We start from the raw sequence: 23,415 nt of genomic DNA on the forward strand, positions 1-23,415 counted from the left end.
GGATTGTTTTGTCCGAATATGCTAGAATTTCCTCATGTGGAAAACAATCCCCCTCAGCCTGATTGTGCTGGCCTTCTTGCTCAGCGCATGCGGCGCGGCGCAGCCCGCGCCGACTGCCACAGCGCTTCCGCCCACTGCGACCCTTACGGCGACGCCCGAGCCAAGCGACACGCTCACACTTACGCCGACGATCACGCTCACGCCCAGCATCACCCCCACCCCGACCATCACCCTCACGCCCAGCATCACCCCCTCGCCGACCTTCGACTTCCCGGATGTGGTCGTGAACCAGACTGCGCACTGCCGTTACGGCCCGTCCAAGGCCTACCTGCACGCGGCGGATCTGTATGCCGGCGATAAGGGCGTGGTGTGGGGACGCTTCCTCTACAGCAACTGGCTTCAGATCAAGTTCGAAAAACTGGCCTATGCCTGCTGGGTGGCGCCTTCCGTCATCGATGTGACCGGCGATATCACGACCATCCTTTACACCACGCCGGACCTGATGAAAGTCGGTTCCAACCAGTACGGTCCGCCGCGCGGCGTGCAGGCTTCGCGCAACGGCAACCAGGTGACCATCACCTGGAGCCGCATGGTGATGACCGAGGACAAGGATCGCGGTTATTTCATCGAAGCCTGGGTGTGCCAGAACGGCGCTTACCTGTGGTGGACGGTCTCCTTCCCGGACCAATACACCACCACTTATACGGTCCAGGACGATTCGGGGTGCAGTCAGCCCTCCAAGGGCGAGATCCGCACCGTCGAAAAACACGGCTTCTCCGAGCCGGTGGCCATCCCCTGGCCGTGATGCAGAGAGAATAATGATGCGATTTCGATCTGTGTTGCTTGCTTTGACGCTGCTGGCGACGCTGGCAGCCTGTTCCGCCACACCGCCCATCCCAACCGAACAACCGACGGCCGCGCCCACTGAACTGCCCTCGCCGACCGATACGGCATCGCCGGCCCCGACCGGGACAGCGACGCTCACTGCGACGGCGACGGAAACGCCGACTCCCACCGCCACCCTTACGCCCATCCCAACCTACGTGGTGCTGCGCGGGATCGTCAACCAGGAGCACGTGAGCTGCTTCTACGGCCCGTCCAAGGCTTACCTGTACAAATACGGCCTGCTGAAGGGCAACCGCCTGGACATCATCGGCTATATCGCCGATACCGGGTACATTGAAGTGCAGGCCATCGGCGGCGACAACCCGTGCTGGATGAACCTGGAGTGGATGGACGTGCAAGGCGACATCAACCAGGTGCAGCCGGTCGACCCGCTGACCGTCAAGCGGCCCTGGTCGACGCGTTATGATGCACTGGATTATGTGACTGCCACGCGCAAGGGTGACGAGGTGACCATTACCTGGGCGCCGATGGTGTTGATCGCCGGCGACGATTCGGAGCAGGAACCTTACCTGCTGGAAACCTGGGTCTGCCGGGACGGCAAGCTGACCTTCGTGCCGATCGGCGCATATGAAACGACGGCAACGGTGGTGGATCAGGCCGGCTGCAGCGAGCCTTCGTTTGGGCGGGTGTACGGTGTGGAGAAACATGGTTATACCAAGTATTTGAAGATCGATTGGCCTCAGGCGGGGAAGTAGAAGAATACCGGCCACAGAGATCATAGAGTTCACAGAGGGATAAGAGAGTTGAAAGAGAAGAGAAGAAGAAAACTCTGAACCATGAAGGTTACAGAGTTTTTTTATAATGTGATGAAAAAGATATAAATGTAAAGTTTGCGGGGATTTTTTCAAGAAGAAATATTCTTCATTTCTCTCTTCTTCCCCTTTCTTTTCCCTCTGTGTTCTCTGCGGCCTCTGTGGCTAATCCTCCAAAATTTATTAATTGTTTACCTGTTATATGTATAATAAATAGGACTGGAACGGTTCAGCGATCCCCCTGGAGGTGACCGATGGCTTTGGTGCAGACCGATTTCCTGCCCCACACGCATGGCTTTCCGTTTGCGAACGCTTTCGATGTGCGCCTGCCGCTGCATTACGACCTGCCGCTGGGCGGGTCGGTCGATGTAAACGCGGTCAGCGATGGCTTGTGCGGCGGCATGTGCTTCGCCGCGCTGGATTATTTTCAGGCCGGGCAGCGCCCGCCGGCCGTGGCCGACGAAGGCCTGCAGGTTTACCTGCGCGGACGCCATCTTGACAGCCTGAAGCCGGAAACGATCCTGAAGATCATGGAGTTGCTGCTTGTGGATGGCGAGCGCGGCAAACGCCTGCTGCAACGCGAGATCCTCAAGTTGCGCCGCCAGCTCGATAAAGGAAAGCCGGTCGTGCTGGCGCTGCTCTTTTCGGGCACGCAGGCTGGCCAGGCTGCCAGCCATTTCGGGGTTGCGGTGGGCTATGAGCACCAGGAGAGTCCGAGCCAGTTCCATTTCAATCTGTACGATCCCAACCATCCGGGCGCCACGCAGCACCTGGTTGCATCCCTTGCCGGCGGTGGGCTGACTTATGGCAGCGCCGCACTGCTCGGCCTGCTGGTGATTCCCTTCAAGCCGAGTCCCAATCCACCCCGGCAGCTCTGGCCGGAGCAGGCGCTGGCCTTTGCCGCCGAAACCGCGCCGGCATTCCGGCTGCGCTGGCCGGTCGACAGTCGCCGCGTGAACCAGTATTTCGGCGAAAACCCGGAAAGTTATCGGGGCTTCGGCCTGCCGGGTCACGAGGGCCTGGATCTGTACGCTCCTTCCGGCGCGAACATCTATGCCGCCGCAGATGGTGAGGTGTACCAGGCGGGCTTTCCGAAGAATCACCCGTACGGGCGCCACATTCGCATCCGCCACCGCATTGCCGGCAAGACCGTGCACACCGTTTACGCGCACCTCTCGGAAATCCGGGTCGGGGTGGGGCAGCACGTGGCGGCCGGCGAATGGATCGGCAATGCGGATAACACCGGCAACTCGCGCGGTTCACACCTGCACCTGACGCTGAAGATCGAAGGCGAAGGGGCGAAAGGTTACCCGGCCGGGGTCGTCGACCCGTGGCCGTATCTCAAGGACAGCCCGGCCGTCGAACCGGAACCCGGGGTCGGGCCGTTCCCGCCGCCGGGCGGCGTGGAGGTGTTCACGACCATCGAGCTCTACCTGCGCCGCGGGCCGTCGACGGACGCCGAGGGTATCGCAGTGCTGCCGGCGGGTGAACGGCTTCAGGTGTTGGGCAATGCCGCTGAAGGGCGCCCGAAGATCGGCCGGCAAGGCGAATGGCTGGCGGTGCTCACCGCCAGCGGGCAGGCCGGTTACGCGGCGGCCTGGTTTTTGCAGGACACGCGGCAGGCTTTTCCGCCCAGCGATCTGGTGATCTATCCGTTCGACCAGCTCAACCTGCGCGCCGGACCGGGCACGGGTTTCGAGCTGCTGGCCATGCTGACGCTGAACGATCCCCTGACCGTGTTGGGGGATGCCGGCCTGGCGCGCGAAAAGCTGGGCAGGAAAAATGAATGGATCCAGGTGGAGACCGAGAAGGGCCAGCGTGGTTTTGTGGCAGCCTGGCTGGCGCGCGCCACCGGCCAGAGCGCACCCGCGAGTGGCCTGACGGTCTATCCCATCGAATGGGTCAATCTGCGAGCGCGGCCTTCCACCCAGGATAACATTCTGGCGGTGGTCCTCGGCAGCGATGCGCTGGCCGTGCTGGGCGACACCGATCTGGCGCGCGCGAAAATCGGCCAGGCGGAACAATGGCTGAACGTGCGCACGCCGGCCGGATTGGAAGGGTACGTCGCCGCCTGGCTGGTGCGTACCCAGGCCCCGCGGGGACCCGGGCAGGTAGGGCTCAGGGTGATCGCAAGCGCCGATCTCAACCTGCGGAAGCAGCCCAGCGTCAATTCACCCCGGGTGAGCGGATTGTTCGCCAACGAGGTGTTGAACGTGCTGGAACCAGACCTGGCCGCCGCGCGTTTGAAGATCGGCCAGCCGGAGCAGTGGATCTACGGCGAGAATTCCAAGGGCGAGCGCGGTTGGGCGGCGGCCTGGTTTTTGAAAGCGGCTTAGCCATTTCTGAAAACCTGCCCGCCTGATTACAGGTTCGAATGTTTCATGGAACGGCTTGCCAGTGGCTGCCGGTCGAACTTTAGGTAAGTGGCCTTTTGAAAAGATAGAACATATCCTGTTCGCCGCGGAACTCGCGCAGACCCAGGCAGGTCATGCCGATCTTTTCCATGACCCGCATGGAAGCCTTGTTCTGCGGATTCACCATGCCGTAGATGGAGTCGATATCCGTGGTTGCAAAGGCAGCCTGAATGACGGCTTTTCCGATCTCGGTGGCATAGCCTTTTTCCCAGAAGGGCACGCCAAACTGCCATTCGATTTCGGGTTGCCCGGGCAGGTAGGGGTTCAAGCCCGTCAACCCAATGATGGAATGATTCTCTTTGAGCACGCAAGCTGCGTGAAAGACTGCGAGCGACTCGAAATTTAACTTCTGATTGAGCCGGATGTATCCAATCGTCCGATCCAGCGACCAGGGTTGATCGCCCGTATAGGTATGCACGCGGCTGTCGGACATGATTTTACAAAGCTCTTCGGCGTCGCTCAGTTCCCATGCCCTGATCTGAAAGCGCGGCGTTTCGAGGAATACTCGACCCATGTTTGAAATTCCTTTTGATTTTTATTTCTGGATGTCCTGATCCAGTCGATCGACGAATGCGAGTCATTCTAGCATGGTTGAGCCGGGGTGAGATCAGGCTTTGGTATTGTTTTTATCCTCCCCCGATCCTTCCCGGAGGAATTCACAGCCCAAATGCCGATTGTAATTGTGAGTTGCCGTGCTATATTAATAAAATAGATATAATAAGTAAATAATTATTGATTTTACAGTCGAAGGGTTTGCCGTTTATCCGTAGTGTGACGAAAGGAGCGCAGCTTTGGACACCAATGATTTGTTACACCGCTGGTCGACTCTTTCCCTGGCCGAAATCGAAGAGCAAATCGTCCGCGGCGAAGATCAGGAAACGGTCACGCAACTATTGGGAGCCGATACCGTGGCCGAAATTCAGAATATTTCCTTCGCGCCGCCGCCGGCCGGACCCCGGGACGAGGTGGTGTTGATCCCCGGCATCATGGGTTCCACGCTGGCCAGTATTCGCGGCGTCACCACGCTGATATGGGTCAACCCGTTGCTCTTTCTGCAGGGCAACGGGCGGTTTTTGCGTCTGAATTCGAACGGCGACAATGACGAAGCCTCCGAGGTGGAGGTGGTGCCGATCGGATTGGAAAAGCTGGCCTATCTCAAGACCGGCCTGCAGTTCAACCGCCAGACCAACCTGCATGAGTTCCCGTACGACTGGCGGCGGCCGATCGAAACCAACGCGGATATATTGCGCAATTCGATCGATCACTGGGCGGGCGGAGTCGCGCAGCGCAAATTCAATCTGGTAGCGCACAGCATGGGCGGACTGGTCGCCCGCAGCTATCTGGCTCGCTACCCGCGCCATGCCGAACTGCATGTCGCGCGTTTGATCATGCTCGGCACGCCCAATTTCGGCGCGGCCAATGCGGTGGACAACCTGATCAACGGCAATTCGATGATGGCAACGGTGGACAAACTCAACGCACAGAACGAAATGCGCAAACTGGTTTTCTGCCTGCCGAGCGTCTACCAGTTGCTGCCCGCGCCGCCCGAATTCTTTCCGGACGGGCGCAGCTACCCGGTCAATTTCGACCTGTACCGCGCCGCCGAGTGGCGCATCGATGAAATTCAACAAAAATATCTTGACGCGGCGCGCGGGCTGCACAAAGCCCTGGCGGGATCAGAACCGCAAATACCCATTCATGTCATCGCCGGCGCCAACATCGACACCCTCGTGGCGGTCGAACTGCAGTTCAACAACGATGTGCCGCGCCTGCAACCCCTGCGTCAGGCCAGCGGACCCGATTCCGGAGACGGCACCGTGCCTTTGTGGTCGGCAGTCCTGCCGGGCGCGACGACCTATTACACCCAGGTGATTCACCGCGAACTGCCTGGAACCAATTCTGTCATCCGCGCGGCACTGGATCTGATCCGCACCGGCGCCTGTGACTTGCCCGAGACTCTGCCCGCGCCGCGACCCTTCCCGTTCGAAGTCACCCCGCCGGCTTCGCCAGAACTTCAAGCCGAGGCGCTGCGCGGCAAAATCGAAGACGGAACGGCCGGAGACAGCGATCTGCAAAAGATGTTCTTTGCGTTTTAATTTCGGGTCGACCCGAGGAGAAAAACCATGGGAATGAGCTTTTTATTCGGCGTCATTGGCGGCGTGTTGGGCGAATTGCTGAAATGGTACGCCATGCGTGAGAGCCCCAACCTGCCGACCTACCTGCGCAGCCCATTCTACTGGGTGGTTACGGTCCTGATGGTGCTGGCGGGGGGTGGCCTGGTGTTGATTCAGGGCGTCAAGGCGGATAATCCCTGGCTGGCGATCAATGTGGGCATCACCGCGCCATTGATCCTCAAGGGCTTTGCAGCGGTGGTGCCAGTTCAACCTGCCAAGGCAGGTGGAGTCTCTTTTGGACCTTCAGCGAAACCCAAACCGACCCTGATCAATTTCATGGCCGGGCGTTGAGTCGTAAATTGGGGGTGCTCGCATGCTTGGCTTTTCCCCCGATCCGCTCACGGTCGAGGTTCTGAACCAGGGCGCGGATCAGCCCGGCCGGATCCGCCTGATTCTGCCGGACGGCAGCGGCGACAGCGGCCAATTGGACCTGGACGGGCTGATCGCGCGGATCGGGGCGCTTCAAAACGGCTGGAAGACCGCGCCGCAGGAGACCGGGCAGGCGCTCTATCAGGCTTTATTCCCGGGCAACCTGTCCAATCAGTTTGCGGTTGCTCTGGCGGCGGCGCGTGAGCGCGGATTGCGCCTGATGTTGAACTTCGACCCTGCCCTGCCCGCGCTGCACCGCCTGCCCTGGGAGCGTTTGTATTATCCGCAGGGCGATCAATGGCTGCCGCTGGCCGCGTCGCCGCGCATCTACCTTTCGCGCCATCTGCAAACCGGGCGGCCCTGGGGCCTGCCGTTGCCGGTCGGCCCGCTGAAAGTGCTGGTGGTCATTTCCAGCCCATATCCGCAGGAAAATAAACAACTGTACGTCAACGCGCAGGATGAAGAACAGGCCATCCAGGATGTCTTCAAGAATTTCACTTCCGAAGTGGCTGTGGATGTGCTCAGCGGCCCGCTGACCGTTCAGCAGATTGCCGACCGGCTGGTCCAGGGCGCGGGCTTCGACGTGCTGCATTACATCGGGCACGGCGAGTGGCGCGCCGCTGAGCAAACCGGTTATCTGATCCTTTCCAAACGCTACGACGACGGCAGTCTCGGCCCCACCGGCGTGAGCGCCGCCGAACTGATCCAGTCGATCTCCCCCGGCGCGCATCTGCCCCAATTGATCTACCTGAGCGCCTGTGACAGCGGACAGCAGTCCAGCAACGACGCCTTCAGCGGGGTGGGGCCGCAGTTGGTCCAGGCTGGCTGCCCGGCGCTGGTGTGCATGCAGGAAAAAGTGGAACGGGAGGTCGCCCGCCAATTTTCGATGAGTTTTTATGCCCATCTCCTCGAGTCGGGCTGCGTGGACCTGGCAATCAACCGCACGCGCGCCGGCCTGCTGGACCACCAGTACCTCGAATGGGCGACTCCGGCGCTGTATATGCACCTGACGGACGGAATTCTATTCAACCCGCAGCAGCGCTTTCAACCCGCCCAGCGCCAACCGTATAAATTTCTCAGCTCGTATCAACGTTTCGACGCCGACCTGTTCAAAGGCCGTGACCATAAAATCGCCGAAGTGCTGCAAAGCGTCCGCAGTTCGACCGCCACGGTCGTGTACGGCGACTCCGGGGTGGGGCTGACCAGCCTGTTGGAGGCCGGCTTGCGCCCGGCGTTGGAAGCGGACAACGCACTTGTTGTGCGTATAGCCGATTACGCCGATCTGACCAGCGAGTTTCGCAAAGGCCTGGAGGTGGATGGGCGGCCGGTGTTCCTGCGCGTGCCAGGCGATGCCCCGCTTTCGGAAGTGCTTCGCGCGGTCAACCCGGCGCGGTTTCCCACCCTGGTACTGGCGTTGGATCAGTTCGAATTGGCCTGCGCCCTGCCGGAAGCGGAACAGCGCGCCCTGAACGCGGCCCTCGAAGACAGCCTGCAGGTGCTGGGGGTGCGCCTTAAGCTGATCATCTTGATTCACGCGGACGCGCTGCCCGATCTGGCGCGTTTCCAATCCTTACTGCTGAGGCGCAGCGGGCCGTGGATCGAGCTGCCCCCGCTGCAAAAAGACGAGGCGGTCTCGGCCATCGTCGATCCACTGGATGCGCTGGGCTGGCCGGTGACGCTCAATCCGGCGCTGGCGCGCGAACAAATCGTACCCGACCTGGCCGAGTTGTATCCGGATGGGGATACGGCCGACCTGCACCGCTGGGTGGACCCCGGACAGTTGCAGATTGCCTGCACCTGGCTGTACCAGAAAGCCCACGATCGCCGCCCACCCTTGATCGATGACACCCTGTACGTCCGGGAAGCCGGCGGCGCGGACGGCATTCTGGTGCGTTACATGGAGGAGGAACTCCAGACGCGTTTCGCCGGTCAGACCGAACTCGCGCGCCAAATTCTGATGGCGCTGGCCGCGCCGGACATCGACCGTTGGGCGTCGCCGCAGCAGGTGGTGGAGAGGGCTGTGTTTCCGTCCCGGCAGACGGCCGCCGTCGAAGCCATCCTGCCCCTGATGGACCAGATGGTCAAAGCGGAACTACTGGTGCGCAAACTGTTGAATGGGCGATATGTCTACGCGTTTGCCAACCAGACCATTGCGGATGAGGCGCTGCGCATGGGCGGCGATCAGGCCGAACAGGTCTATAACGCCGGGGATGAATTGGAACGCGCCTGGCGGTTGTGGTTGGCGCGCCAGGCACAGGCAGGTGAAACCGGCCATGCCGATCAGGCGCTGGTCACGCGCCAGCAGCTCCGCCTGCTGGCCGAATCCGGCCAGCACCTGGACCCCAAGCCGGTCAAGTTGCTGCTGCTGCTGCGGTCTGCCGTGCAGCGCGCCGAACCGCCGGCGCCTTGGCTGGACCGGCTGCGCGCCGAAGAAAGCGATTCGGGGCTGCTGCGCCGGCTGGAAGGCATGCAGACCGAAAGCCAGCCGGAGCCTGCCAGCCGTTCGGCGAGTGAAATGGCTGCGCGCCTGTTGGGCATGAAGGATCCGGCTCTACCGGAGTTGAGCGAAAACGATCCCGGTTACGGCGCCATCAGCAATGCGGCCGTAAATTGCCGCCAGTCTCTCGACCGGCGCACGGCGGTTCTGGCGCTGGCCGCGCTGCCGCCCGGGCTGCGCGAGGTCTACGGCCGGCTGGAAAACGCGCTGGGCGACCTCAAGTCCGGGTTTGCGCGCTTCAAGCGGCGCGCGGAATTGTTCGGCGTGCTGGCGGACGCCGGCCAGTCGCCGCCGGCGGCGCACGGGCGTTCGTTGGGCGAACGCCTGGGAACCTACTTCTGGCGCGGGGGACGGCGCGTCTTCCTGGACCGCAGCCGCGTCGCCTGGATGATGTTCGGCGGCGGGATTGGGGCCGGGCTGGCGATGGGGCTGGAGCGTCTGATCGTGGGTTCGCTGGCCCAGTCGCACATTGGGGCGATCTTTTTTGCCCTGTTCTCCTACTGGGGACTGCTGCTGGCCGGCCTGACATCGCTGGGCATGGCGCTGGCCAGACCGTTGATGCTGGATGCGCCCCGCCAGCGGCACTGGCCGTTGAAACTGGTGCTGGGCGGTTTGTTCTTTGGCCTGGCGAATATGCTCGTGGCCGGATTGAATGGTATCTCGCTGGCCAAAGCCCCAATGGTGATCCCCATGGGATTTATCGTCGGGCCTGGATTGAGCGCCGCCTACCTGCTCATCGGCCGCAAAGGCTGGGGCTGGTTGGCCGGGGCGGTGCTGGCCGGCCTGGCGTTTGGCCTGGCGGAGCTGGTGTTCGTCAGCCAGCCGCAGGCGGGCAGCGGCATCTCGGTTTCGCTCTCGGCGGGCTATTTTCGGGTGGAGTTCGAATACTTCGCCTGGCCGGCCTGGCAAAACTGGCTGAGTTCCTTTCCCCGCTGGCCGGATGTGCTGGCGCTGATCGAGGCCGGATGGGTCGGGCTGGCGTTGGCGCTGGGGGGTGGTCTGGGGCAGGCTTTGGCCTCCCGCTGGCAGGCGCGCTGGCAGAAGCTTGCCGAGCAATCGGGTGATTAGCCGGGAGGGAGAAAGATGAAAATCAGGACGCTCATCCAGGGCTGTGCATTTGGGGCAATGTTGGTCCTTCTATGTATGCTGCAGGGCTGCCAGCAAACCGGTGGAACGGCGGTCATCCACGCCGACTCACAGGTGCGCCGCCTTTCGGCAGCCGTTTTTGCCGGCAGCAGCCAGCCGCTGCTGGAATTGACCTCCAACACAGCCGTTTCGCTGGCATCAGGGGGCATGGTAACGACCGACTCGCAGGGCGAAGCCGAGGTGAAGATCCAGGACTGCCTGACGATGTACATTTTTCAAAACGGCAGCCTGCAGCGTTCCACCTGCCGGCGCAGTGACGCGCTCAGCGGGTTGGGGGTGTGCAGCACCGGCGGAATGACCGGCGTGCTCAACAACTGCACCAGCCTGATCGACATCCAAACCCCCAGTTCGTCCACGACCACCTCGGGCACCTGGTTCAGCGTCATATACCTGCCGGAGGACCAGCTCAGCATCGTGCAGGTCTACGAAGGCCAGGTGACCGTCAGCGCTGTGATCGATCCACAGGCTGGCGCGTCGACGCCCGGCATGCAACTGGGCTCCGGCAGCCTGTGGTTCACCGCCCCCGGGCCGGACGCACCGGTGATCAATGGCCTCACCGGACGGCAGGCGCTGCGGCTGGAAGACTGGCAGCGACTGCGCCTGGATTTGATCGACCGCTACCCGGACCTGGACCGGTGGATGGAAGCCACCCGCCAGATCGCCGGCGGCCAAAGCCTGAACTTCCCGGATTACCTGTCGCAACCCGCTGACCAGATCGACGTTCAATTCGTGGGACCCTTGTGGTCCGATGAACGCATCCTGCGCGCGGTGACGGTTGGGATCGATTGGAAACGCCTGACGGGAGAGAACTGGCCGGATTTCGAGGTCACACCGCGCCTGCTGGCGCCCAACGCAATCGTCGAGGACGCGCGTATGCTCGAATTCAACCCGGATGAGTCCATTCGGCTGCTTTCAGAGGCGGATTACTGGCAGATGAACGCCTACATCAACATCGTCATGCGCGATCAGGATAACACCGCCAGACAGTTCGCCGACAGCCTGCGCCAGGCGCTGGCCAATCTGAAAATCGACACGGAAGTCTTCGCGGTGGACGCCGAACAGTTCCAGACTCTGCGGGCGTATTCCGATCCGCAGCAAACCGCTCCGTTCATCCTGTTGGAAACCTCCGGGGAGCATTTCGGAACCGCGCCCTGAGGATCGAGGTATCAGCAGGCTGTTATCGATTCGTTTACTGGTATCGATCGAGGAGGTAATTGATGAAGCCGAGAATCGGATTTCACGGCTCGATATTCTGGACAGCGCTGGCTTTAATCCTGATATTGCAATCCTGCACCTCGCCATCCTCCGAATCCACACAGGCAGGTCAATCGCCGCCGGCTGCGACGAACACGCCGACCCGTTCGATCCCGGGCCGGACCCCGCTTCCGAGTTCCACGCCGCGACCCTCTGAGACGCCCCTGGCGCCCACCCAGGTGGCGGTTATCACGCCCGATTCACAGGTCCGCCGCCTGAACCCGGCCGTATTCGCCGGCCAGGGCCAGCCGCTGCCCGAAGTGGCCAGCGATTCGGCCATCGCACTGGAACCCGGCGGGCTGGTGACCACCGACGCGCAGGGTGAAGCTGAAGTTTTGATTCAGGGCTGCCTGAAATTGTTCATCTTCCAGGAGGTCACCCTGCAGCGTTCCACCTGCCGGCGCAGTGATACCGAAAGCGGGCTGGCGGTGTGCAGCGTGGGGGGAATGACCGGCGTGCTCAACCAGTGCGCCAACCAGGTCGACATCCAGACGCCCGGATCGAGCACGCAGACGAAGGGTACCTGGTTCGCGGTCATTTATCTGCCGGCGGATCAGCTCAGCATCGTCCAGGTCTATGAAGGCGCGGTCGATGTCAGTGCCGCCATCGACCCGAGCGCCGGCCAATGGACATCCGGGTCACGGTTGGAGGCCGGCAACCTGTGGTTCACGGCCCCGGGCGCGGATGCGCCGGTGATCAACGGCATCCAGGGCCGCCAGGCCCAACCCATGGAAGTCTGGCAGGCGCTGCGTCCGGAATTGATCGACAAATATCCCAACCTGGATAAATGGATGCGGGCTGCCCGGCAAAGAGCAGGCCAGGAGGATCTGGCATTCCCGGATTTCCTAGCGCCTCCGGCGGGAGAGGTGCATTCCCAGTTTATCGGGCAGGTCTGGCGCGACGAGCGTATCCAGAAAGCGATGCTTGTTGGCGTTGATTGGAAGGGGATCGTGCGCAATTCATGGTTCGATTACGACATCACCCCCAGCCTGCAGATCCTGGGCTACACCATCCCGGACGCGCGTATCTATCCTTACAACCGTGACGACGCGCTCAGTTTGTTGTCCGAGGCGAATTACTGGCAAAATGCTGTGACCATCTCCATCGTTGCCCACGAAACGGATCCGGCCGGGGGCCAGTTCGCCAACAGCCTTCAATCCGCCTTGTTCGACCTGGATATCAACTCGGAAGTGCTCCAGGTTTCGGATGCGCAATTCGAGGAGTTGCGCAATCTGGATCCAACGGTCGATTCACCCTTCATTCTGGTGAGCAGTTCCGGCGAGGCCTTTGGCTCTGCGTCGCCGGCCAATTGAGTTCGATGAACAGGAGAAATCTCATGCCTGACGAGAAGAAAATTTTCATCAACGGGATCGACGGCGTGACCGGGCAGTATCTGCTGCCCCCAATGAACCTGGCCAATGTGGCCGCGCTGGCGCGCGGCGAAACGCGCGATCAGAACCTGCTGGATTGGCTTTCCAGTGTATGGCACAAAATCAGCACACCCCACCTCGGCCTGCCGCTTGGTGTCGATCCGGCGGATGTGACCCAGGCCGGCTGGGGAATCGTATTTCTGAAGGATGCGGACCTGGCCGTGATCGCGGCCCTGCAACCGCTGATCGAACACCGCAAACAACGCATCCGCAATGACCGGATCGTCAAAGAGCTGGACTATCGCCCGGGTGAAAGCTGGGAGGCCTGGTTGGATCGCTACGGGGTCGCGCCCGGCAGCGTCGACCCAACCCGGGTGCCCTATTACCTGCTGCTGGTCGGCGATCCGGCGCGCATGCCATTCGAATTTGGCCAACTCCTGGACGTGGAATACGGCGTCGGGCGTTTGCATTTCGATACGCCGGGAGAGTATGCCGCCTACGCTGCCAGCGTGATCGATTATGAAAATGGGCAGACGCTGCCCAATCGCAAGGAAGCCGTCTTTTTCGGCACGCGCCATCCCTTCGACGCGGCCACCCAGATGAGCGCCGATCACCTGGTCGGTCCGTTGGCGGATGGCATCCCGGAAGCCGGCCAGGTGGGGTTGCCCGCTCAGTGGGGCTATCTGGGTCGCAAATTGATGGCGACTGAGGCTACCAAGGCCGGGCTTTTGAATATCATCCGACCCGCAGCCGGGAGCAAGCCGCCGGCATTTCTGTTCACGGCCAGCCACGGCATGGGCTTCCCGCGTGGGCACGTCCGCCAGAAGAGCCAGCAGGGAGCGCTGTTGTGCCAGGACTGGCGCGGATTGGGTAATATCAGTTCCGATGATTACTTCGCCGGGGCGGATGTGCCGGCCGATGCGCGCGTGCACGGCATGGTGATCTTTCACTTCGCGTGTTACGGCGGGGGAACGCCGGACCGGGACCTGTTCGTCCACGAGGCCGGGCAGAAACCGCCTGTCATCGCGGATTCACCTTTTCTGGCGGCGCTGCCGAAGGCCTGGCTGGCGCACCCGGGCGGCGGCGCGCTGGCCTGCATCGGGCACGTCGAGCGCGCCTGGGGCACTTCCATCATTTCAGGCCAGGCCGGCCCGCAGATTTTGACCTTCCAGAACGCCATCGGCCGCATCCTGATCGGCCAACCCCTGGGTTACGCGCTCAAGGATTTCAACGAGCGCTACGCTGCGCTTTCGACGGGCATTTCAGCCGCGCTGCAAAAAGCCGGCTGGGGAGATCAAATCGATGCGGATGCACTGGCGACCAACTGGATCGAGCGCAACGACGCCGAAGGCTACGTGTTGATCGGCGATCCGGCGGTGCGCCTGCGGGCGGACGACCTGACCGTGTAATCGCATCAAAACTGTAATTTCCGATTCCGGGCAGTGTGACCTGTTACTGCCCGGATTTATCATTATAATTAGCTAAGAAAGCCCCCGGTACCACAGAGTCACAATCCGATTTTTTCAGGAGGAAAAGCATGAAGAAGTTCGTGTATGCCCTGCTTTTGGTTGCGATGTTGCTCGCCATGACCGGCTGTGCGCAGCAGGCTGCGACCCCAAAGGCGCAAAAAGTAGTCTATTTGATCAACGGCGCGCTCGGCGATAACGCCTTCTACGATTCCGGCAAGGCCGGCATCGACAACATTGCCAAGCAGTACGGCGTCGAGACGCGCACCATCGAATGCAACTTCGATGCCGGCAAGTATGAACCGGCGCTGCAGGCAGCCGTCGATTACGCGGATGTGATCTTCGTCATTTCCTATGGTTTCGAAGACCAGTTGAAGGCGATGGCTGACAAATATCCGACCAAGATCTTCGTCAACATCGATACCGTTGTCGAAAACACCGGCAAGACCATCACCTCGGTGGATTACATCGAAGAAGAGTCCGCCTACCTGGCGGGCGTCGTGGCCGGTATGGCCACCCTGGATACTTCGATCCCCAATGTCAACGCTGACAAGGTCATCGGCGTGGTCGGCGGCGACGTGGACCCGGTGGTGAGCGCTTTCGTGTATGCCTACATGAACGGCGCAAAATCGGTCGATCCCGATATTCAGGTCATTACCAAATCGCTGGGCGGCGCCTGGGATGATTCGTCCAAGGCCAAGCAGGCCGCGCTGCAGATCTACGATCAGAAGGCGGACGTGGTCTTCCAGGTGGCTTCCGCAGCCGGCATCGGCGTGCTGCAGGCCGCCAAAGAACGCTCGCTGTATGCCATCGGCGTGGATACCAACCAGAATGATCTGGAGCCCGGCTTCGTGATCGCCAGCGATGTGAAGAACGTCGGCAAGTCGATCGAAACCGTGTTCGCCACCATCGAGAACGGCACCTATAAACCCGGCCAGGTCATCGAAGACGGCCTGAAGTCGGGCGGTGTGGATATTGCCCTGGATGCGAAGGTTCAGGTGCTGCCGCAAACGATCATCGACAAGGTCAAGTCGATTCGCCAGGATATCATCGACGGTAAACTGACCATCGAACGCTACGGCGGTCAGGACGTCTGGAAATAACCTTTCGTTGCTTCATGCCGGCGCCGTCTCCTTCCCCGGGGCGGCGCCGGGTCTTAATTTGGAATCTTACCGGAATCCATAAGGTGAAAATCACCACGGAGACACGAAGGACACGGAGTTTTTGGAATGAAAGAAGAAATTTTAAAAGGATTTTCCCGCGCAGGTCTCCTGGCTTCTTTTGTTCTTCTCCTTTTTCAAATTTCTCTTCTCCGTGTCCTCCGTGTCTCCGTGGTTGTTTAAATCGTGATTGTCGAAAGGTGAGTTGAATCTACAATTATGGATGACGTGATCCGTCTAGAAAATATCGTGAAGGTCTACCCGCCCAGCGTGATCGCGGTGGATAACGTCTCGGTCAACTTCCGCAAGGGCGAGATTCACGCGGTGGTGGGCGAAAACGGCGCCGGTAAGAGCACGCTCATGAAGGTGCTTTACGGGTTGGTGCCGCGCGATGCCGGCGAAATTTATTATCAGAACCAGCCGGTGCATTTTCGCCAGGCCGGCGAAGCCATCGCCGCCGGTATCGGCATGGTCCACCAGGAAATTCTCCTGATTCCCGAGTACACGGTCTGGGAAAATATCGTGTTGGGCCAGGAACCCACCCGCCTGCTCGGACAGATCGATCGGGCCAAGGCCCGTCGCCTGGTGAAGGGCAAGATCGACGAATTCCAGTTCAATCTGGACCCGGATGCGTTGGTGGGCGAGATTTCAGTGGCGGCGCGCCAGAAAGTGGAAATTCTCAAGCTGTTGTACCGCAACGTCTCGGTATTGATCCTCGACGAACCCACCGCCGTGCTGACGCCGCAGGAAATTCCGCAGTTGTTTGCCGAGCTCGGCCGGCTGCGCGACGACGGGCATACCATCCTGTTCATCTCCCACCGGTTGGAAGAAGTGCTGACCTTGAGCGACCGGGTGACGGTCATGCGGCGCGGCAAGATGATTGCCACGGTGGATGCGAAAAGCACGACCAAGGAAGAACTGGCGCGCATGATGGTCGGCCGGGATGTGGTGCTGACCTCGCGGCGGGCGGCGCATTCGGCGGGCGGGGTCATATTTCAGATCGATCACCTTTCCTACAAAGATGGCGAAGGCCGCCAGCGGCTGAATGACATCAACCTTTCGGTGCATGCCGGCGAAATTGTGGGCGTGGCCGGCGTGGAAGGCAACGGCCAGTTCGAACTGGTCAATTCGGTAGTCGGGCTGATCAAACCCAGCACGGGCAAGATTCAGGTCCAGGATAAGGATATTACCAACGCCGCCATCCTCGAGCGGCGCAAGTTGATCTCCTTCGTACCCCAGGACCGGGGCAAGATGGGCGCCAGCCTGAACGCCTCGATCATGGAAAACGCCATCATGACCCACCACCAGCTCGATAAGCGCTTCTCACTGTGGCATGGGCTGCTCCTGAATTATGCCCATGCGCGGCGTTTCACCGATGGCCTGGAAAAGCAGTTTTCGGTGTCGATGGCGTCCAAGTTCAATCCTTTCCGCTCGCTCTCGGGCGGCAACCAGCAGAAAGTCATCCTGGGGCGTGAGCTGCTGCTCGACAGCGTTTTCGTGCTGCTCGACCAGCCCACCCGCGGCCTGGATGTGGGCTCGATCGAATACGTCCACGAGCAAATCCTCAAGATGCGCCAGGAGGATCGGGCTGTGCTGCTTGTTTCGGCCGATCTGGAGGAATTGTTCCTGCTGGCGGACCGCATCGTGGTCATGCACCGCGGCGAGTTGGTGGCGGACAAACCCATCGAGGAAACCACACTGGAAGAGATCGGGTATTTGATGCTGGAAGGGAAGGGCAAGGCGCAATGAGAAATAAATGGGTAAGCGGCATCACCGGGGTTCTGATTGCCCTTCTGATTGGCGCGCTGATCATGCTGGTGCAGGGATTCAACCCCATCGCCGTCTATTCGGCGCTGTTCGATTATTCGTTGTTCGGCCTGTATCCGCTGGCGACGACCGCCAAGAACGCGGTTCCGCTGGTGCTGACCGGCCTCTCGGCCTCGATTGCCTTTGCCAGCGGACCGGTCAACCTGGGCCAGCCGGGCCAGTTTTTGATCGGCGCGTTGTTCGCCACCATCGGGGGCCTGTACATTCACCTGCCGGCCATCCTGGAAGTCCCCATCCTGGTCTTGCTGGCAATGCTGGGCGGGGCGTTGTGGTCGGGCGTGGCGGCGCTGCTGCGCATGGCCTTCAACATGAGCGAGTTCATCGTCACACTGATGCTCAACATGATCGCCGACTTCTTCACCGCCTGGGCGATCGCGGGCCCGTTCATGGACAAGACGGCTTTTTCAGCCATGACGCCGCAGATCGATCCGGCCGCCTGGCTGCCGGACATCGGCGGGTTCAGCACCACCATTTTGTTCATGCTGGTTGCCCTGGCGATCTCCTGGTTCGTCTTCAACCGCTGGAAGGCGGGTTACGAATGGCGGCTTTCCGGCCAAAATTCGCTTTTTGCCCGTCTGGGCGGCTGCAACATCGATAAGAACTACGTTGCGGTCATGTTATTCACCGGCGCGCTGGCCGGGTTGGCCGGTGGGCTGCTGGTGATGGCCGGACCGCACCGTTTCCTGAAAGGGCTGGGCGCCAACTACGCCTGGGACGGCGTCATGGTCGCCATTGTGGCCAACAACGGATTGATTGCCACGCTGCTGTACGGGTTCTTCTTCAGCGCCATTCAAACCGGCGCACTGGGCATGGAGTTGATCACCGACGTACCCAATGAAATCAGCCAGGTGCTGCAGGCCGTGATGGTGCTGGTGATCGTCGCCAGCCGCGAGGCCATGAACGTGATCCTCGACCGTCGCGAGGCCAAACGCCGGGCAAAGGAGCGCGCAGCATGAAGATTCTGGTGGGTTTGATCAACGGTATGATCGCCGGCGCGACGCCGATCCTGCTGGCGGCGCTGGGCGGCGCGTTCACGTTCTACGCCGGTATCTTCAACATCGCCATGGAAGGCATGATGCTGGCGGGCGCATTTGGCGCGGTGGTGGGCTCATATTTCTTCCACTCGTGGGCGATGGGCATCCTGCTGTCGATTGTCTTCGCCCTGGTCCTGGCGCTGATCTTTGTCCTGTTCTCGGTTGTCCTGCATACCGATGAATTCGTCACCGGCATCGCGCTCAACCTGTTTGCCGTCGGCGCCACCACCTACCTGATGCGCCGCACTTTCGATGTCAAGGGCGTGTTCTCCAATCCCGGCATCATTCCCATGCCGCGCCTGAATATTCCGCTCATCCAGGATATCCCGTTCCTGGGCGAAATACTCTCCGGGCAGAACCTGATGGTGTATATCGCGGTCGTCGCCGTGTTCGTCACCAGCTTCCTGATCTTCCGCACGCGCTTCGGGATGCGGGTGCGCGCCGCCGGCTACAACGCCGCCTGCCTGGATTCGTCGGGCGTGTCGACCGCGCGCATGCGCGTCTGGTCGCTGCTGCTGTGCGCGGTGCTGTGCGGGCTGGCCGGGGCTTTTATCTCGCTGGGCTACGTGACGCTTTTCGCCGAAAACATGTCGGCCGGGCGGGGCTGGATTTCGCTGGCGGCCATCATCCTGGTGAGCGGCAACCCGACCGGCATCGCCGTCATCTCGCTGGTGTTCGGCTTCTCGGACGGCCTGGGCCTGCTGCTGCAGGATTATCAGGTGCCTTCGCAGTTCACCTCGATGGTGCCGTATATCGCCACCCTGATCGCGCTCTATTTCTACTCGGTAAAGGAAAGGAAGCGCAAGGCATGAAAAAAGCCTGGCAAATCGACCGCGAGTTGAGACTGGCCGCCGTGCCCATGGACCGGCGAACACACTCCAGCCAGTGGTACGACAGCAGCACGGTCTTCCCGACCGGGGACGACCTGATCGCCATGTTCTGGTATTCACGCGTGCCGGGCTCCGGCGCGCCCGAAATCCCATATGTCGAGATGGTGCAGTCGATGGACAACCGGGGTTACGATATGAGCGCGGCTGAGGCCCTGCTGCCGGAAGGCATGGCGCTGGCCAAGGGCGGGGATCGGGACGCGCTGCGCAGGCTGACCGTCGAATTGCTGGCGGCCATCCATTCCGCGCCGCGCATCGAAAGCGCGCCCTACTGGCGCTATGAACACCCGGCGCGGTGGGAAGACGTGCGGGCGGCCATGGCGACGCAGGATCCGGGCTGCGACCCGCGCGCGCTGGATCGCCTTGAAGAGCGCACCCTGGCCGGCTGGTTGGGGCAGTTGGCGGGCGGATCGTTCGGCACCGCCATCGAAGGTTACCAGACCGCGCGTATCGCCGAGGTGTACGGCGAAATCGATTCCTACGTCACCGCGCCGGAGACGACCAACGACGACGTGGTCTACGAACTGGTGCTGCTGGATGTCTTCGAGCGCGCCGGGCGGGCGATCACCTCGCGCGACATCGGCCTGGAATGGGTCAAGCAAATTCCGTTCGGCTGGTCGGCCGAGTGGGTGGCGCTGCACAACCTCAACGATGGAATCCTGCCGCCCGAGTCGGGCGCCTGGCGCAACCCGTATTCGGATTGGATCGGCGCACAGATGCGCGGCATGATCTGCGGCATGCTGGCGCCGGGCTGGCCCATGGAAGCCGCCCGCCTGGCGCATATCGACGGCGTGGTGTCGCACGCGGCCAACGGCGTCTACGGCGAGATGTATGCCGCGGTGCTGAGTTCGCTGGCCTATGTGCGCAGCGATCCGCGCGCCCTGCTGGAAGAGGCGGTCAGGTACCTGCCGCAGCGCAGCGAATACGCCGCTGTGGTGGCGGGCTGCCTGGAGACGGTGCGGTCGCAGAGCGATCCCGCTCAGGCCTGGCGGGTGCTGGACGAACGTTTCGAGCAGTACAACTGGATCCACGCTTACCCGAATATTGCCGCGGACATCCTGGCGCTGTGGTACGGCGGCGGCGACATGACCCGTTCGTTCAGCCTGCTGGCGCATGCCGGCCTGGATGTGGACTGCAATGCCGGGCTGGTGGGCACGGTGCTGGGCGTGATGAACGGCGTGCCCGAGAAGTGGGCGGCGCCGCTGGGCGACCTGCTGGAGACGTACCTGAAGGGTAAAGAAAAGCTGTCGATTCGGGAATTGGCGGACAGAACGGCAAGACTGGCAAGAAAATGATGAATGTTGAATGATGAATGCTGAATGATGAATGCTGAATGAAAAAGATGGGTAGGTCGGTTCGGAGGGGTGGGTTGGGAAGATTCACAATTTGAGATATGCTCACCCCGGAGAACCAACGTTCAAAGCCTATGAATCAGGGAGACGCCTGTTGACACAGCGTCTCCCTGATCGATTCAAATGCCTGGATTACGGTAGGCTTTCAGCCATCCGGATCAGATCTTCTTTGCTCACCTGGGCGTCGTCCGTATTGAGACTGAGAAAGACGGCGTCGATCTGCCAGTAAACATTCTGCAGCGGGTAAGCGTTATTCCAGGTGGCCTGACCGGTGCTGGCGTCGTTTTCCCAGGCGCCGACGGCGTATGCGGCAGCCTTGCCGTTGAGAGTGATATCCTCTACGGCTGCACTGGGGGCGACCATAAGCGGAATGATGTCATTGCGCATAGCCTCAACCAGGGTGAGCGCTTTCGTCTCGGTCATGGACGGATCGCCGCCGGGGAGCTGGCGCGTCGCCAGGAAGGTGAGCAGAACCACCTGGTTGGTCGAGTCATACAGGGCATCGTGGAAGGTGTAACCCTGCGGCAGCCAGGTGGGGCTCTTGACCGTCCAGCCAGCCCGCCGAGAAATTTCGTCGACCTTCTGGCTGTCGACCAGGCTGGTCGGGAGAACGGCCGGGTTTGGGACCGTTTCGGACGGGCTGAACCCCAGGTTGAGGAAGCGGATGAACGAAGCGCGCACGGTCGGGATGGAAAAGCCCAGGGCCAGTCCGAACGCCAGAACCACCGCTGCACCAATGGCGATCCGCCGAACCAGGACCGATGTCCGGGCCGGTTCTTTCCGGTTCCAGGGCGCGGCGGCCATTCGATGATAGAACCGCTGGCTGGGTCGGGGGGTGTATCCTTCCAGCGTGGCTGCAATCCATTTTTCATTCGGCTCGTTCATTTGCGGCTCCTTGCAGGGCCAGATCATCCTGCAAACGATGTAAGGCGCGATGGATGGAAACCGAGACGGTATTTTCCGGCAGGTTCAGGTGCGCAGCGATCTGATTGACGCGCCAGCCGAGTACGTAGCGCAGCACCACCATCTCGCGCTGATCCTCCGGGATCCTCTGGAGGGCGCCAATCACCTGTTCTTCCATTTCACGGGTCAGGACGACCGATTCGGTATTCGGGTCGTCGTCCGCCAGGTCGTCTTGAAGCTGGGTCTGAACCGGATGCGCGGTTTTGGAACGATATTCGTCGATCAAAATGCGCCGGGCAATCGTCAATACCCATCCCAGGGCGGCATCCGGACCGCCGGTAAAGGACTGGCGTTGCTTCCAGGCGTGCAAGTAGGCTTCGGCTGTGATATCTTCCGCCTGCTTCGCGTCCCCACGGCCCAAGGCCATCACATAGCGATAGGTGTTGAGGTGCGTGGTTTCAAAAAACTGGGCGAACGCCGAATTGTCTACCAGCGGGTGAGTCTGTTCAACGAACCGGTTAGAAAATTTCAAATGGCTACTCCGTGCTGTTGGTCGACCTTGGCAAGGTGCTTATATCCATAGAAACGATGTGGAGAGTAAAATCTGACACCTGATGGCCAGAAATTTGACGAAGTAGAGTAGATTTAGCAATTGAATCATGATACCTATTGTAATGAACTTAAAATCAAAATGTATTAATGGATCATCCTGTCAATCCACGATATAAAACGGTGCGGTCGATATTCGACCGCACCGTGGAAACCCCCGTTTTTTGTGGCTTATTCAAAGACCATGGAGCCAGAATCATACTTCACCAGGAGTACGAGCTTGTTTTCTACGCCGTTCAGCAACAGGCTTCCGATCTCACCCAGGGACTTGATAAATTCGGTTTCCTGCGATCCTTCACACACCTTTTCCACTGAGACCGAGATGTCGGATAAAGACAGCTTGTTATCTACAAGATTGTATTTGCCGGAGTAGTTATTGCAATCCGTCTTACCTACCAGTGTGCCATCCTCATTGAATATGATCGTATAGGAACTCGCTTCCACCGGAGTCGTGATTGTGCCATCGTTGAGCTGTGTTTCAACCCACTTCCATTCACGTTTTGTAAATTGCGATGGGTCAACCACCTCGACCTGGTTACCATCGACGACCTTGATGTATTTCGAAACTCCGACGGAAGGTTGGGTTGTGAAAGGATCGTCTGGTTTACGGTCGGTGTAATTCACAACGATCCTGCCGTTTTCGATCGCGGTGGTCTGGGGCGCAATTCGATCGCCCAGAAGGACCGCATTGGTGCCCTGATAGCCGGTTTCGGTCTGCAGGGCCGCCACGACATAGAAGAACGTGCCGCTGCCGCCGCTGTTCTGAGTGACCAGAAAAACTACATCCTCCTTACCGTCGCCGTTCAGGTCGCCAAAGGCTTCATTGCCAAAATATTGAGTGACAATTTTCGAAGCCGAACCAGGCGCAGCTTCGATCTCGGATCGGCCGTCGACCAGGGTTATCGACTGCCCCTCGATGATGTAGGTTGCGTTTTGATATGCCGGATGATCGCTGGTGGGTGGAATTGTAGACGACGGCTCCGCGATCTCGGTCGGTGCCGTAGCCGTCGGATTTTCGGTATTGCCGTTCGACGCAACCCCACAGCCGGATAATCCAAAGGCGGCGATGCACAACCAGGTCATCAAAATGATTTTCTTCATGAATAATCTCCGTTCGATATCGTAAATTACGTACACCTATAGAAACGGAGAAGCGCCCGAAATCTGACAGGCATTCTTTCGAGCGCTTTTGAACGGGTTGATTCATGCGCCGGGCAGGGCGGCAAACCGCGCCACCCCGCTCAAGCGCATCGCTGCCTGCAGCCGGCGTTTCGGCTGGCTACCCCACCGGGGAA

Annotated in this window: 18 protein-coding genes; 14 read left to right on the forward strand and 4 right to left on the reverse strand. The window is 60.5% G+C overall.

What is annotated here, in order from left to right:
* The first annotated feature begins 34 nt into the window (after positions 1-34).
* The 3 genes from LARV_RS07375 to LARV_RS07385 all read left to right on the forward strand — a co-directional run bounded on the left by LARV_RS07375 (position 35) and on the right by LARV_RS07385 (position 3,994).
* On the forward strand, positions 35-805 hold the full coding sequence (locus LARV_RS07375) for a hypothetical protein (RefSeq protein WP_075073032.1): 771 nt from the start codon (positions 35-37) through the stop codon (positions 803-805).
* Between the two features lie 16 nt (positions 806-821).
* Positions 822-1,601, forward strand: coding sequence for a hypothetical protein (locus tag LARV_RS07380; RefSeq protein ID WP_152031744.1), 780 nt, complete (start codon positions 822-824; stop codon positions 1,599-1,601).
* Positions 1,602-1,912: 311 nt separating this feature from the next.
* Positions 1,913-3,994, forward strand: a complete 2,082-nt coding sequence (locus LARV_RS07385) for an SH3 domain-containing protein (protein WP_075073034.1) — start codon at positions 1,913-1,915, stop codon at positions 3,992-3,994.
* A gap of 79 nt (positions 3,995-4,073) precedes the next feature.
* Here the strand turns inward: LARV_RS07385 and LARV_RS07390 are convergent, their stop codons facing one another.
* Positions 4,074-4,586, reverse strand: coding sequence for a GNAT family N-acetyltransferase (locus tag LARV_RS07390; RefSeq protein ID WP_075073035.1), 513 nt, complete (start codon positions 4,584-4,586; stop codon positions 4,074-4,076).
* Between the two features lie 277 nt (positions 4,587-4,863).
* On the opposite strand from LARV_RS07390, the gene LARV_RS07395 reads away from it, so the two are divergent.
* The 11 genes from LARV_RS07395 to LARV_RS07445 all read left to right on the forward strand — a co-directional run bounded on the left by LARV_RS07395 (position 4,864) and on the right by LARV_RS07445 (position 20,551).
* Positions 4,864-6,168 carry an alpha/beta fold hydrolase gene (locus LARV_RS07395; protein ID WP_075073036.1) on the forward strand — a complete coding sequence of 435 codons (1,305 nt, stop codon included), beginning with the start codon at positions 4,864-4,866 and terminating at the stop codon, positions 6,166-6,168.
* Positions 6,169-6,195: 27 nt separating this feature from the next.
* The gene (locus tag LARV_RS07400; protein ID WP_075073037.1) at positions 6,196-6,537 is read left to right on the forward strand and encodes a hypothetical protein; all 342 of its coding nucleotides are present in this window, start codon (positions 6,196-6,198) and stop codon (positions 6,535-6,537) included.
* A gap of 22 nt (positions 6,538-6,559) precedes the next feature.
* Positions 6,560-10,180 carry an nSTAND1 domain-containing NTPase gene (locus LARV_RS07405; RefSeq protein ID WP_075073038.1) on the forward strand — a complete coding sequence of 1,207 codons (3,621 nt, stop codon included), beginning with the start codon at positions 6,560-6,562 and terminating at the stop codon, positions 10,178-10,180.
* Between the two features lie 15 nt (positions 10,181-10,195).
* Positions 10,196-11,413: a hypothetical protein gene (locus tag LARV_RS07410; protein ID WP_075073039.1), complete on the forward strand. Its 1,218-nt coding sequence runs from the start codon at positions 10,196-10,198 to the stop codon at positions 11,411-11,413.
* A gap of 62 nt (positions 11,414-11,475) precedes the next feature.
* Positions 11,476-12,825, forward strand: coding sequence for a periplasmic substrate-binding domain-containing protein (locus LARV_RS07415; protein WP_075073040.1), 1,350 nt, complete (start codon positions 11,476-11,478; stop codon positions 12,823-12,825).
* Between the two features lie 23 nt (positions 12,826-12,848).
* A complete protein-coding gene (locus tag LARV_RS07420; RefSeq protein WP_075073041.1) occupies positions 12,849-14,291 on the forward strand; it encodes a C25 family cysteine peptidase in 1,443 nt (480 codons plus the stop codon).
* 128 nt (positions 14,292-14,419) lie between these two features.
* Positions 14,420-15,451, forward strand: a complete 1,032-nt coding sequence (locus LARV_RS07425; RefSeq protein ID WP_075073042.1) for a BMP family ABC transporter substrate-binding protein — start codon at positions 14,420-14,422, stop codon at positions 15,449-15,451.
* A 276-nt stretch (positions 15,452-15,727) separates the two neighbouring features.
* Positions 15,728-17,257 carry an ABC transporter ATP-binding protein gene (locus LARV_RS07430; protein ID WP_075073043.1) on the forward strand — a complete coding sequence of 510 codons (1,530 nt, stop codon included), beginning with the start codon at positions 15,728-15,730 and terminating at the stop codon, positions 17,255-17,257.
* Complete coding sequence (locus LARV_RS07435) at positions 17,254-18,291, forward strand: ABC transporter permease (protein ID WP_075073044.1); 1,038 nt, start codon at positions 17,254-17,256, stop codon at positions 18,289-18,291. Before LARV_RS07430 ends, LARV_RS07435 begins: the two co-directional genes overlap by 4 nt.
* Positions 18,288-19,181: an ABC transporter permease gene (locus LARV_RS07440; RefSeq protein WP_075073045.1), complete on the forward strand. Its 894-nt coding sequence runs from the start codon at positions 18,288-18,290 to the stop codon at positions 19,179-19,181. Before LARV_RS07435 ends, LARV_RS07440 begins: the two co-directional genes overlap by 4 nt.
* Positions 19,178-20,551: an ADP-ribosylglycohydrolase family protein gene (locus tag LARV_RS07445; protein WP_075073046.1), complete on the forward strand. Its 1,374-nt coding sequence runs from the start codon at positions 19,178-19,180 to the stop codon at positions 20,549-20,551. Before LARV_RS07440 ends, LARV_RS07445 begins: the two co-directional genes overlap by 4 nt.
* A 189-nt stretch (positions 20,552-20,740) precedes the next feature.
* On the opposite strand, the gene LARV_RS07450 is transcribed toward LARV_RS07445, so the two are convergent.
* The 3 genes from LARV_RS07450 to LARV_RS07460 form a co-directional block, all read right to left on the reverse strand.
* A complete protein-coding gene (locus tag LARV_RS07450; RefSeq protein WP_075073047.1) occupies positions 20,741-21,493 on the reverse strand; it encodes a hypothetical protein in 753 nt (250 codons plus the stop codon).
* The gene (locus tag LARV_RS07455; protein WP_075073048.1) at positions 21,477-22,043 is read right to left on the reverse strand and encodes an RNA polymerase sigma factor; all 567 of its coding nucleotides are present in this window, start codon (positions 22,041-22,043) and stop codon (positions 21,477-21,479) included. The genes LARV_RS07450 and LARV_RS07455 overlap by 17 nt, the downstream gene beginning before the upstream one ends.
* 248 nt (positions 22,044-22,291) lie before the next feature.
* Positions 22,292-23,221 (reverse strand): META domain-containing protein, encoded by a 930-nt coding sequence (locus tag LARV_RS07460; RefSeq protein ID WP_075073049.1) that lies wholly within the window; start codon positions 23,219-23,221, stop codon positions 22,292-22,294.
* Positions 23,222-23,415: the final 194 nt, after the last annotated feature.

The sequence above is a fragment of the Longilinea arvoryzae genome (genome assembly GCF_001050235.1).
Lineage (GTDB): Bacteria > Chloroflexota > Anaerolineae > Anaerolineales > Anaerolineaceae > Longilinea > Longilinea arvoryzae.

Excerpts from the sequence above, each read along its gene's own strand:
- LARV_RS07375 (WP_075073032.1), top strand. The coding sequence starts at position 35 with ATGTGGAAAACAATCCCCCTCAGCCTGATTGTGCTGGCCTTCTTGCTC.
- LARV_RS07380 (WP_152031744.1), top strand. The coding sequence starts at position 822 with ATGCGATTTCGATCTGTGTTGCTTGCTTTGACGCTGCTGGCGACGCTG.
- LARV_RS07385 (WP_075073034.1), top strand. The coding sequence starts at position 1,913 with ATGGCTTTGGTGCAGACCGATTTCCTGCCCCACACGCATGGCTTTCCG.
- LARV_RS07390 (WP_075073035.1), bottom strand. The coding sequence starts at position 4,586 with ATGGGTCGAGTATTCCTCGAAACGCCGCGCTTTCAGATCAGGGCATGG.
- LARV_RS07400 (WP_075073037.1), top strand. The coding sequence starts at position 6,196 with ATGGGAATGAGCTTTTTATTCGGCGTCATTGGCGGCGTGTTGGGCGAA.
- LARV_RS07405 (WP_075073038.1), top strand. The coding sequence starts at position 6,560 with ATGCTTGGCTTTTCCCCCGATCCGCTCACGGTCGAGGTTCTGAACCAG.
- LARV_RS07410 (WP_075073039.1), top strand. The coding sequence starts at position 10,196 with ATGAAAATCAGGACGCTCATCCAGGGCTGTGCATTTGGGGCAATGTTG.
- LARV_RS07415 (WP_075073040.1), top strand. The coding sequence starts at position 11,476 with ATGAAGCCGAGAATCGGATTTCACGGCTCGATATTCTGGACAGCGCTG.
- LARV_RS07420 (WP_075073041.1), top strand. The coding sequence starts at position 12,849 with ATGCCTGACGAGAAGAAAATTTTCATCAACGGGATCGACGGCGTGACC.
- LARV_RS07425 (WP_075073042.1), top strand. The coding sequence starts at position 14,420 with ATGAAGAAGTTCGTGTATGCCCTGCTTTTGGTTGCGATGTTGCTCGCC.
- LARV_RS07430 (WP_075073043.1), top strand. The coding sequence starts at position 15,728 with ATGGATGACGTGATCCGTCTAGAAAATATCGTGAAGGTCTACCCGCCC.
- LARV_RS07435 (WP_075073044.1), top strand. The coding sequence starts at position 17,254 with ATGAGAAATAAATGGGTAAGCGGCATCACCGGGGTTCTGATTGCCCTT.
- LARV_RS07440 (WP_075073045.1), top strand. The coding sequence starts at position 18,288 with ATGAAGATTCTGGTGGGTTTGATCAACGGTATGATCGCCGGCGCGACG.
- LARV_RS07445 (WP_075073046.1), top strand. The coding sequence starts at position 19,178 with ATGAAAAAAGCCTGGCAAATCGACCGCGAGTTGAGACTGGCCGCCGTG.
- LARV_RS07450 (WP_075073047.1), bottom strand. The coding sequence starts at position 21,493 with ATGAACGAGCCGAATGAAAAATGGATTGCAGCCACGCTGGAAGGATAC.
- LARV_RS07460 (WP_075073049.1), bottom strand. The coding sequence starts at position 23,221 with ATGAAGAAAATCATTTTGATGACCTGGTTGTGCATCGCCGCCTTTGGA.